The following is a 10,859-nucleotide window of genomic DNA, read 5'->3' on the forward strand; positions in this document are numbered from 1 at the left end:
GTCCGTTTTTGGGAGAGATTCTGAATCAGGCGTTGCAACCACGATTCTAGACTATCTCCTTACAAAACGGGCCTTTTTTATCCTAAATCAGAATTTTCCCGGACAGTAATGAGCGCTATGTATAAACTTTGTTATACGTTACGTCCTTTGGAGCCTATGGTGTTGTAGCAATAAGGTCCGGTTCTAATGTGCTTGCGAAGATGTACGAAAAGACCTTGGCAATGGCGGATCTTGGTCTGCTTGGTGTCATGCCAACTGCCGGTTCTGCTCATGGGGTTCGCCGCGGGAGTGTCGGCCCCGGCCCAAGCGGCAGACGCGCTGCAGCAACGTTTCATCACGCTTGGCACTGCAGGCGTGACCGGTGTCTATTATCCGGCGGGCGGCGCGGCTTGCAAACTTGTCAACGAGACCCGGGCCAGGCATGGGATCCGTTGTTCGGTTGAATCCACGCTTGGCACGATCACCAATATCCGCCAGATCCGGTCCGGTGGTCTTGATTTCGGGTTTGCGCAGTCCGACTGGCTTCATCATGCCTATCTCGGAACCTCGAATTTTCAGGAAGATGGTCCGTTCAGGGATTTGAGAACGGTTCTGACACTGCATCGCGAGGTCGCAACGCTTGTGGTGCGGGACACAAGCCGGTTCAGTTCCCTTGAAGATTTGAAAGGCGCCAGGATCAATATCGGAGCGGCCGGGTCGGGCTCGTTTGCCTCCTGGCAAACCCTTGCCGAGCTGCTGGGTTGGACGGATGCTGACAACATCGCGCTCTCCCATACAGGCAGCTCTGCGGTTCCAGAGGAGTTGTGCTCCGGAGCAATTGACGCCTATTTTGTCCTGATCGGCCATCCGGCAGCCTTGATTGAAGAAACGCAGGAGCAATGCGGCATTCGCCTTATCGGGCTTCATGAGGCTGCGCTGGAGCCCTTCGCTGCCGAGGCGCCTTACTATCGGGCAGCAAGTATTCCGGCGGGGCTCTATGGCCTTGAAACGCCAGTCCGCTCTTTCGGCGTGGGGGCGTCGGTCGTAACCACTTCTGAAATGCCGGAAGATGTTGTCAGGGTCCTGGTTGCAGCCGTTGCCGCAAACTTCGATGAGTTCAAAACGCTTCATCCAGCGCTGAGTGGCCTGGAACAAGCGGATCTGGCCGCTTCAAGCGCGGTGGTGCCGCTCCATCCGGGCGCGGCGCAGTTTTTCGCCGAACACGGCCTTTTGCCTGATCAGAACATCGGGCGATAAGGCAGCGCCATTTGACCGGATCTGCCTTGTCTCCTGCGTTGACATTTTTGATATCAGGCTGCGAAAGACAAAACCGGTCAAACACGATTTGCTATGGAAGCGGCAAGGCCGGCCGGATCTCAGCAGCGCCTCTCCAAAAGGTGAGCGCTTTTGTGTTTGTAATTGCAGCCGGTGGCGGTATTACCACGATGAGACGATATCGACCTGTCTTTAACTTCGGCCAACCGGACCCACACCACCGATGATCCAGGATGTAACAACAATCGGCGCTCTGCTGGCGGGCGTTCTGTCTTTTGTCTCTCCTTGTGTTTTGCCGCTCGTACCGCCCTATCTCGGGTTTCTGGCAGGTGTGTCGCTGGATCAGCTCACGGGTGAGGCGGGGGAAGACCGGGAGGCGTCCAGACGGGTCTTTTTCAGCGCGGTTGCTTTTGTCCTTGGGTTTTCGACCGTCTTTGTGCTTCTGGGGGCGACAGCCAGTTTCCTCGGTCAGTTTATCCGGGCCTATCTGGACTATCTTGGCTACATCGCCGGGGCGGCCATCATCGTGATGGGGCTGCATTTTCTCGGGGTGTTCCGGATCGGTCTGCTCTACAGGGAGGCGCGGGTGCATGTGGAGAAGAAACCGGCCGGAGCCCTCGGCGCCTATGTGATCGGATTGGCCTTCGGCTTCGGGTGGACGCCCTGTGTCGGTCCGATTCTGGCAGCCATTCTGTTTGTGGCAGGCTCTGAAGATACGGTCGGGAAGGGGGCGCTTCTCTTGAGCGCCTATGCGCTTGGGCTCGGTATTCCCTTTTTGCTCGCCGCGCTGTTTGCCGGGCCGTTTCTGGGCTTCATGAAACGTTTCCGCAAACATATGGGGACCGTTGAAAAAGCCATGGGCGGTGTGCTGGTTCTGACCGGCGTCATGTTCCTGACAGGTCAGATGGCGGTTCTGTCTTACTGGCTTCTGGAAACCTTTCCGGTCTTCCAGACCATTGGTTAGGGCAATCCGCATCCAGAGTGCTTGACACGCGATGAACGCGACACAGTCTCAATTTACCAATGCGCGCAATCGGACGTGTTCTCCGAGAAGACAAGACGGATTTTTGCCATTCTAATGACCGCAATCTGAATTTTAAATCATAAATTGAGAAAAGTATTTTAATATACTGAAAAGTATATTGATCTTCAAGTCACTGAAAGATGTCATTTGAATTAATGCAGGTGGCAAGAGGGTCAGAATACAGTGTCCCGGATCCTGGCTGTCGTCGTCAGCGGGTCGCCAGCATAGAGGGCCGGACGGCACAGCTCTGTCATGGCCAGAAGATGCAGGCAGGCAATAGAGGCATCGGCTGCATTTGCAAAGGGGCCGATCATCAGGGCAATGCCGGCGTCTTCGCGCTGGCGCTTCAGCAGCAGTGGCCGCAGGTCGTGCATGCGTTCTTCATTCTGCTCCTTAAAGTCCGCCCAGGCTTTTGCCGCTGCTGCATGAGACGGGTAGTGGCCGATGACTGCCCCGAAATCACTGCGTTGGATCGCACTGTGGCTCCCCCCCTTGATCTTGCCGGACGGGCTGGACGGGCTCAGCACCCGCGGAGCTTCTGTCGTGCGGGTCGGTGTGCTGTCAAATGTCTGATTGGCAATCGTTTCCGGACCGTGAATGGCCCCGGTGACACCAGGATCTCTCTGGTCCGTCATATCAGGCAGGGTTTCTTGCGGGGATGAGGCCAGAGGTGGAGCTTGGGAGATGATGCGCACCGGTGCGTTTTGCGCCACTTCCGGCGCCGGCGTCGTGTCGGGCGGCGGCAGGTTCTTGGACAGGCTGATCTTTCGTTTCGCCCGCTTCAGGGCCTCTTCAAATTTTGGAGAGGTCGCTGCTGTTGTGGATTCAGCCTGGATGTCTGGCGATGCAGGGGGGCGAGCCGGTTTGGCATGCGGTGTTGTTGCCTGCTTAGCGGCTACATTCCCTGTCTCTGAATCAGGTATTTGTTTTGGCAATGAGGACACCGCACCGGGCCGGGGCACAGGGGGCGTGTCTTCAAGAGAGGCGGCCTCAGGGACAGGTGGGGCGATGGCGGGGACCGTTGCTGAAGCCGGATCAGGCTTTGCAACGGCGATTTCCGCTTCCAGGGCCGCGATCCGCCGGGAATAGGCCATGTTCTGCTCAGACAGGGCCATGAGCCGCCGCCTCAGGCCGACGACTTCCTTTTGCAGCACCTCAATCTGGCTCTGTTCCAGGCTTAGGCCACGCAAGGCGGCGAAGCCGGGCTGTTGTAGCGCTGATGTGGCTGCTGGGTCCCGGTGATGCGGCACGGTCGAGACAAGCGAGGCGGTCGTTTCAACCGCGCCTTGAGGGGGAAGGAGCAGACCAGGTGCCCTTGCGGCCGGCCGGTCGCCCGCAAAAAATGCTTTGCTGCCGAATTGATAGGACGCCAGACCGATAGTCCCCATAACAAGAGCGGCAAATGCCCACGACAACAGGCCCACGCGCGGCGGCGTGAAAGTGTCCCGGACTATCTCACGGGGTGTCTTAGGGGCCTGCGGTTCGAACAAGAGGTCTTTTTCCGGATCCTGATCACGAATCTGAGTAACAATACTGCATCAGGCGGTCATTATGGTTAACGAACCTAAAACGAAAATGCTCTGACCGTCAGATCTTTCAATGTTCTGTGGATCGGTGCATATAGAGCTCCGATCATCCGAACTGCATCCGCTTTTTTATAGATGGATTTTTCATGACTGCTCGTTCTTGCCTGTCTGTTGTCCTTGCAGCTGGTCTTGGCACCCGTATGAAGTCGGAGTTGCCCAAAGTGCTGCATGAAATTGGAGGCCTGCCAATGGTGGGCCATGTGCTGAAGGCGCTTGAAGAGGCGGGGTCTGACACGGTGGCCGTTGTCTCTGGGCCGGGTATGGCGGACCTTGAGGCGCTGGTGGCCGAACGCATGCCCGGAGCGCGCTGCTATATTCAGCAGGAGCGGCTTGGAACGGCCCACGCTGTCCTGGCTGCGCAGCCCGCACTCGAACAGGCTCCGGACGATGTTCTGGTGCTTTTTGGTGATACGCCCTTGATCACGCCGGAAACGCTTCAGACCTTACGCAAGCACCTGGCGGATGGGGCGGATGTGGTTGTGCTTGGGTTTGAAACTGAAGACCCTTCCGGTTACGGCCGGTTGCTGGTTGAAGAGGGCCGCCTGAAAGCAATCCGCGAAGAAAAGGACGCCAGTGAAGACGAGCGGAAAGTGACGTTCTGCAATTGCGGGGTCATGGGTTTTTCCGGCAAGCAAGCCCTGTCCCTGATCGGGGCCATCGGCAATCACAACGCCAAGAGCGAATATTACCTGACCGACGCTGTGGAACTCGCCAATGCGCGCGGGCTGAGCGTGGTTGCGGTCGAAGCCTCCGAGGTGGAGACCCAGGGTATCAACACACGGGAGCAGCTGGCCGCCTGCGAACAGGATTACCAAAAACGACGCCGCCGTCAGGCGCTGGCAGATGGCTGCACGCTGCTGGCCCCGGAGACGGTTTTTTTCGCCCATGATACGGTTCTGGAGCCCGGGGTGACCGTGGAACAGAATGTGGTTTTCGCCGGAGGGGTGACGGTGGCTGCCGGGGCTCGCATCCGGGCGTTCAGTCATCTGGAAGGTGCCGATGTCGGTCCCGGCTGCGTTGTGGGCCCCTATGCCCGTCTCAGACCCGGTGCGATTCTTGGTGAGGACGTGAAGATCGGCAATTTTGTGGAAGTGAAAAATGCCGTTTTTGGCGCTGGCGCAAAGGCCAATCACCTGAGTTACATTGGCGACGCCAGCATCGGGGCGAAGTCGAATATCGGCGCAGGCACAATTACTTGCAACTATGATGGATTTATGAAGCACCGAACGGAAATCGGCGCGGGCAGCTTTGTCGGGTCAAATTCCACCCTTGTTGCCCCGGTGCGTCTGGAGGAGGGGGTTTTTGTCTCCGCAGGCAGCGTGATTACGGACGATATTCCAAAGGATGCGCTTGCCTTTGGCCGGGCCCGGCAGGTGGTCAAGGAAGGCCGCGCCGCGCAAAAGCGGGACGAATTGCAAAAGGCCAAGGCTGACAAGACCCGGAGTGCCTGACCAGGTGCCCCTGACATTTTCTGAAACACGTATTGATTTCAACAGGAAGCACTCCTTCGTCTAAGTGATGACGACTAAGTGAAGACTAGCTTGCTGCTATTTGAAGAGGACATTTTCATGTGCGGAATTGTTGGCGTCCTGGGGGCTTCCGAAGTGGCTCCGCTTATTGTCGATTCACTCAAGCGGCTGGAATACCGGGGGTATGATTCCGCCGGTGTTGCGACCCTTGTCGACGGCCAGCTGGTGCGCCGCCGGGCAGAAGGCAAATTACGCAAACTGGAAGAGGCCCTGGCAGCGGCGCCTTTGCCCGGAACCGCCGGGATCGGCCACACCCGATGGGCAACCCATGGTGCGCCGACCGTGACCAATGCCCACCCCCATCAGGCCGGGTCTGTCGCCGTCGTTCACAATGGCATTATCGAAAACTATCTGGATCTTCGGGACGAGGTGGTTGCCAAAGGCGCAGTGCTCAGCACCGACACGGACACGGAAGTCGTCGCCCATTTGCTTCATCTCGCCTGTGCGAGCGGTAAGTCGCCTCAGGAAGCGGTTGCCGACACGCTGCCACGGCTGCGCGGCGCCTTTGCCCTGGCGCTTTTGTTTGCCGGGCACGAAGATCTGATGATTGGTGCCCGCAAGGGCTCGCCGCTGGCCGTCGGCCATGGCGAGGGGGAAATGTTCCTCGGCTCTGATGCGATTGCCCTGTCGCCTTTCACGGACCGCATTACTTATCTTGAGGAGGGGGACTGGGCGGTTTTGAGCCGACGCGGCGTTCAGGTTTTTGATCAGCACAACCGGCCGGCCGAGCGACCGGAATCTAAGTCCTCCGTCACCTCCAACTTGATGGACAAGGGCAATTACAAGCACTTCATGGCCAAGGAAATCCATGAGCAGCCCGAAGTGCTGGGTCATACCCTGTCGCGCTATTTCGACTATTCGCGTAAGGCGGCCGATGTTGCCGGAACGGACAAGCTGAATTTCGCCGGGTTGTCCAGGTTGATCATTTCAGCCTGCGGAACGGCTTATCTTGCCGGTCTGGTGTCGAAATACTGGTTTGAAAAATACGCCCGCCTGCCGGTGGAAATCGACATTGCAAGCGAGTTCCGCTACCGGGAAGCTCCGGTCAGCAGCCGGGATGCGGCGCTGTTCATTTCCCAGTCTGGAGAAACCGCTGATACGCTCGCATCCCTGCGCTATTGCAAGGAAAACGGAGCTGCCATTGGGGCCGTCGTCAATGTGCCGGAAAGCACCATAGCGCGGGAAGCCGACACCGTCTTCCAGACAATTGCGGGCCCGGAAATCGGCGTTGCCTCGACCAAGGCCTTTACCTGCCAGCTGGCCGTACTGGCCGCGCTGGCCCTTCAGGCCGGCCGGGAACGGGGCGTCTTGACGGAAGCCGAAGAACAGGCCCTGGTGACAGAACTGACCGAAGTGCCAAGTCTGGCTCTGAAAGCGCTGGCGGCGGAATACGACATTGAAAAACTGTCCCAGCCCCTCTCCAAGGCGAGCAACGCGCTTTATCTTGGGCGCTCGACCAACTTTCCCCTGGCCCTGGAAGGAGCGCTGAAGCTGAAGGAACTCTCCTATATTCACGCGGAGGGTTACGCGGCTGGCGAGTTGAAACACGGTCCGATCGCGCTGATTGACGAGAATATGCCGGTCTTTGTGATCGCACCCTATGATGGGATTTACGAGAAAACCGTCTCCAATATGCAGGAAGTGGCTGCACGCGGCGGCCGCATCGTGCTTATCACCGATGCCCGCGGGGCGGAAGAAAGCGGCGGGGCTGCCGAAAGCACGGTGATCTTGCCGGACATGTCCGACATGGTCGCCCCGATCATTTATGCCCTGCCAGTTCAGCTGATTGCCTATCACACGGCGGTGTTCATGGGAACGGATGTGGACCAGCCACGCAATCTGGCCAAATCGGTCACGGTGGAATAGGGCGCTGCAACGGTTGGTAGCCGCGCCTTTGGGCAGAAAACGGGGGGCGATCATTTGAAAACCTTTGCCACCCTAAGGATCGTTCTGGCCGCTTTTTGCCCTTTGTTCCTAAGTCCGTCTTTTGCACTGGCCGCGTGCAAAATTCCCGATTTCGCACTGTTTGAAAGCGGCTCCTGGCACATCGGCACGCCTGAGACTTACTCTGACCCGAAATACGGCGTATCCTTTCCGTTCAAAGGGGACTATGCCAAGGGAACCTTTTACATATACGATTTTGGGATCAACGCTCCGGACCGGAGCGATGCGGCCAAGCAGCTTGCCTATGCTGTTCAGGAAATAGAGTATTTTCAGCGCAAGATGATCCCGGACGTGAACCTATCAGATCCCTATCTCGTGCCGGACGTCTTTTTGGATACGTCGCGCCTTGTTGAGGAAGCCGTTTACTTCACCGTGTCGACGAAGGGACAGCACAAGGTCACCATAGCGTCCATGGCGCTGCTGAACGAATGTTTTCACAAAATCAGATACACGCAATCGGTCGGATCAAAGGACACTGACAGTGTTATGGAAGCCTTGAAAGGCTTCTACATCTTGATCCATACCATGCAGAAATCACTTGAAGAAACGACGTTTTTCGAGTGACTTGTCGCTTTCGCAAGCTGCCCATTGCCTTAAAACCTTAAGGTGGCTGGGACCTTGCGGTCTCCTCAGCAAACAAAGAGCTCTCAATCGGTGACCATGCACATCACGCAGTTTGAAGAAAGCCATCGCCAGGGCGTCATTGCCCTTTGGGAAAAATGCGGTCTGGTCCGGCCATGGAACGATCCTGACAAAGACATTGACCGGAAACTGTCGGATGCCAATGGCGGGTTTTTCTTGCTGGAGCAGGACGGACAGGTGGTGGGATCGGTCATGGCCGGTTATGACGGGCACCGCGGGGCGATCTATTACCTGTGCATCGATCCGGACCACCAGGCGGAGGGCCTGGGCAAGCGCTTGATGGCGCATTGCGAGGATTTTCTGATTGCCCTTGGCTGCCCGAAGATCAATCTGTTTGTGCGGGAAGGCAATGAACCGGTTCTGTCCTTCTATGACAAGCTCGGCTATGTGCGCGAGACCTCTGCCGCCCTTGGCAAAAGGCTGATACCCGACATCTGATCAGGCGCTCGTGACCGGTAATCGGCATGTTCAGGCCGCTGCGGGCGGGGCATCAGCTGTGGTCTTGCGGCGGAAGAGGGCGGCTTGCAACGAACCAGGCACAAGCCAGCATGACCAGGCCGACCAGGGCAGCCAGCCAGGGTGCTGGTGTGGACATCAGGCAAAAGAACCCATAGCCGAAGGCCATTCCCGCCATGGCCAGGATCTTGGCCTTCTTTGAGATCGCGCCATGTTCCCGCCAGGCGATCACCGGCGGGCCAAATACGGGATGGCCTAAAAGACGGGCCTCAAGTGCCGGGGAGGAGCGGGCAAAACACGCAGCGGCAAGTATGAAGAATATGGTGCTTGGCAGGATCGGCAAAAAGGCGCCGACAAGACCGAGGCCGATACAGCCAGTGCCAAGAAGTTTGAAGGTAAACCGCCGCACTGCTTTCACTCCGCTTTCGGCATTTTGGGGTGTCGCTGAAAAATAAGGTTCGCGAAGGATACCGCACTGCGATAAAGATGCTTATCTAGTGGATGCGGATGGTGGGGTGTGCCCTCAAGAGGATACCGATCAGGTTTTACATGAGCCGGACGAAACATAAAACAGAAGACGCGCACAAATTAGGCCACCGGCCCGGCGCAGCAACACGATTGCGGAACTATTTCCTGACGGGCCTTGTGATTGCCGGGCCCATCGGGATCACCTTGTGGCTGACCTGGACCTTTATCAAATGGGTGGATGGCTGGGTGAAGCCGTTCGTGCCCAAGATTTACAATCCGGACACCTATTTGCCGTTTCCGGTTCCCGGGTTCGGGCTGATCGTTGCGATCTTCGTCCTGACGATTGTCGGCTTTCTGGCGGCGAACTTCCTGGGCCGTAGCCTGATTGGTATCGGCGAAGGTATTGTCGGGAGGATGCCGCTTGTCCGCAATATTTACAGCGGGTTAAAGCAGATTTTTGAGACAGTGCTTGATGATCGGGGCAACAGTTTCAGCAAGGCGGCTCTGGTCGAATATCCCCGCCGGGGCCTGTGGGCTATCGTGTTCATTTCCACTGAAACCCGCGGGGAAGTCGCCAAGCGGCTAAAAGTCAAGGCAGAGACGGTTTCCGTGTTTCTGCCAACCACGCCCAACCCGACCTCAGGCTTTCTTTTGTTCGTGCCCAAGGAAGATGTCATTGAACTGACCATGGGGGTCGAGGATGCGGCCAAGCTGGTGATATCTGCCGGTCTTGTCAGTCCGGATTTGCCGGAAATGCTGGAAGATGTGATTGCCGAACCGGAAAAGCTGGAAAAGATCCGCAACCGGGAAAGCGCCTAGATGTGGTTGCTGACCAGGTTGTTCCATTTAGGGCCTGAAGTGGCGTTTTGCCTTTGATGCCCATGCGGGGCCGTTTGGCGTTGTACCAGTCACGCCTTCTTGGATGGTCAGCCTCTCGCGCCAAGGACGATTTGAATGGCATAGGCTCACTCTCTGCGAGCCCGAGTCGAGAATTCATGAGATTACACAATAGGTTGCGAGCCTGTGTGTCATGACCTTGATGTTGGCAATTCTGACAGAAGCCTTGGCGCTTTCGACGGACTTTCCCCGGCCCTTTGCCAGCCTTCTGCATCGTCCGAACCATGCGAATGTGCGTTTCACGACCCAGCTGCGGGGCAGGACCTGGAAGCCTTTGGCGGTGTCGGACGGTTTTCAGGACATCCGGCTCACCGTCCCGGCATAGTATGTCAGCAGCGTCGACAAGCACGAACAGAAACAGTCTGAGTGAGTCGGTGACGATATTGTGCGTTCGTGCCTTGATTTTTTCCGCGTCAGAGCCAAAAGCCCGTCTGCCTCATGCAGATCGTCGAACAGGGATAGGGTTTCGACGGAGAGCTGCTTGCCACCCTCGACCATCAACGACAAGATCCGCTGAGTGGCCAGGTCAAAGTCGCCATGGATCAAAGCGGTGTTGATGGGGATTGCGACTTCGCGGGGGATTGCGCTTGGTAATACTCGTCATAGGTTCAGCGCTTCAATGTGAGAATGAGGCGCTGACCTGGCGGCCGGGGTGTTGAGACCCTTCGTACGCAAAGGCACGCCGCCTTTAGACCGGGGTCCAGCCGCCGCTTACCCTCACTTCAGGGATTGACCTGAAGTAAAAACAAAGGTCACTGTCCGATTTTCGGGGAGGAGCTCACTTCTACCTGCGGGGCTCTTTTGCGGCAGGTAGAATCACATAGCTCTGCCGCGTCTTCCTTTCTCGAAAAGTTGCCCTCCCAAAGGAAAAAAAGCCAAGGCCAAGGACCATCAGCACAATTCCAGCCATGGTTATCGAAGAGATCGTTTCGCTTAAGAGTGCCCACCTGTGGATCGGCATGCAAGATTGACCCCCATCTTGGGGTAATCGGCATGCAAAAGTGACCCCCTGATAATTTTGATCAGAAGCTTCCTCAAAAATGTGAGGGAGCAGTCAGG

The 10,859-nt window shown here is 57.1% G+C and carries 9 protein-coding genes and 1 pseudogene; 7 read left to right on the forward strand and 3 right to left on the reverse strand.

Annotated elements, in window-relative coordinates:
* The first annotated feature begins 270 nt into the window (after positions 1 to 270).
* On the forward strand, positions 271 to 1,236 hold the full coding sequence (locus tag ACXAH0_RS24830) for a TAXI family TRAP transporter solute-binding subunit (RefSeq protein ID WP_475195931.1): 966 nt from the start codon (positions 271 to 273) through the stop codon (positions 1,234 to 1,236).
* A 241-nt stretch (positions 1,237 to 1,477) separates the two neighbouring features.
* A complete protein-coding gene (locus tag ACXAH0_RS24835; protein ID WP_475182393.1) occupies positions 1,478 to 2,218 on the forward strand; it encodes a cytochrome c biogenesis CcdA family protein in 741 nt (246 codons plus the stop codon).
* Between the two features lie 233 nt (positions 2,219 to 2,451).
* Here the strand turns inward: ACXAH0_RS24835 and ACXAH0_RS24840 are convergent, their stop codons facing one another.
* Positions 2,452 to 3,768, reverse strand: coding sequence for a hypothetical protein (locus tag ACXAH0_RS24840; protein WP_475195933.1), 1,317 nt, complete (start codon positions 3,766 to 3,768; stop codon positions 2,452 to 2,454).
* A gap of 182 nt (positions 3,769 to 3,950) precedes the next feature.
* Between ACXAH0_RS24840 and glmU the strand changes: the two genes are divergently transcribed.
* From glmU to ACXAH0_RS24860, 4 genes are all read left to right on the forward strand, one after another.
* Positions 3,951 to 5,315, forward strand: a complete 1,365-nt coding sequence (gene glmU, locus ACXAH0_RS24845) for a bifunctional UDP-N-acetylglucosamine diphosphorylase/glucosamine-1-phosphate N-acetyltransferase GlmU (protein WP_475195935.1) — start codon at positions 3,951 to 3,953, stop codon at positions 5,313 to 5,315.
* 117 nt (positions 5,316 to 5,432) lie between these two features.
* Positions 5,433 to 7,259 (forward strand): glutamine--fructose-6-phosphate transaminase (isomerizing), encoded by a 1,827-nt coding sequence (gene glmS, locus ACXAH0_RS24850; RefSeq protein ID WP_475195938.1) that lies wholly within the window; start codon positions 5,433 to 5,435, stop codon positions 7,257 to 7,259.
* A 54-nt stretch (positions 7,260 to 7,313) separates the two neighbouring features.
* Entirely contained in the window at positions 7,314 to 7,901 is a 588-nt protein-coding gene (locus ACXAH0_RS24855; RefSeq protein WP_475195940.1) for a hypothetical protein, read from the forward strand.
* A 96-nt stretch (positions 7,902 to 7,997) separates the two neighbouring features.
* Complete coding sequence (locus ACXAH0_RS24860) at positions 7,998 to 8,417, forward strand: GNAT family acetyltransferase (protein ID WP_475195943.1); 420 nt, start codon at positions 7,998 to 8,000, stop codon at positions 8,415 to 8,417.
* Positions 8,418 to 8,469: 52 nt separating this feature from the next.
* Here the strand turns inward: ACXAH0_RS24860 and ACXAH0_RS24865 are convergent, their stop codons facing one another.
* Entirely contained in the window at positions 8,470 to 8,844 is a 375-nt protein-coding gene (locus ACXAH0_RS24865; protein ID WP_475182407.1) for a YbaN family protein, read from the reverse strand.
* Between the two features lie 140 nt (positions 8,845 to 8,984).
* Between ACXAH0_RS24865 and ACXAH0_RS24870 the strand changes: the two genes are divergently transcribed.
* Positions 8,985 to 9,722 (forward strand): DUF502 domain-containing protein, encoded by a 738-nt coding sequence (locus ACXAH0_RS24870; RefSeq protein ID WP_475182411.1) that lies wholly within the window; start codon positions 8,985 to 8,987, stop codon positions 9,720 to 9,722.
* Between the two features lie 174 nt (positions 9,723 to 9,896).
* Here the strand turns inward: ACXAH0_RS24870 and ACXAH0_RS24875 are convergent.
* Positions 9,897 to 10,094, reverse strand: a pseudogene (locus ACXAH0_RS24875) (IS5/IS1182 family transposase); the annotation flags it as partial.
* Between the last annotated feature and the right edge of the window lie 765 nt (positions 10,095 to 10,859).

The sequence above is a fragment of the Roseibium sp. AWQ4_290 genome (assembly GCF_056160985.1).

What these genes read in the sequence shown, in the direction of transcription:
- glmS (WP_475195938.1), top strand. Translation starts at nt 5,433, where the DNA reads ATGTGCGGAATTGTTGGCGTCCTGGGGGCTTCCGAAGTGGCTCCGCTT.
- ACXAH0_RS24835 (WP_475182393.1), top strand. Translation starts at nt 1,478, where the DNA reads ATGATCCAGGATGTAACAACAATCGGCGCTCTGCTGGCGGGCGTTCTG.
- ACXAH0_RS24830 (WP_475195931.1), top strand. Translation starts at nt 271, where the DNA reads ATGGGGTTCGCCGCGGGAGTGTCGGCCCCGGCCCAAGCGGCAGACGCG.
- glmU (WP_475195935.1), top strand. Translation starts at nt 3,951, where the DNA reads ATGACTGCTCGTTCTTGCCTGTCTGTTGTCCTTGCAGCTGGTCTTGGC.
- ACXAH0_RS24860 (WP_475195943.1), top strand. Translation starts at nt 7,998, where the DNA reads ATGCACATCACGCAGTTTGAAGAAAGCCATCGCCAGGGCGTCATTGCC.
- ACXAH0_RS24870 (WP_475182411.1), top strand. Translation starts at nt 8,985, where the DNA reads ATGAGCCGGACGAAACATAAAACAGAAGACGCGCACAAATTAGGCCAC.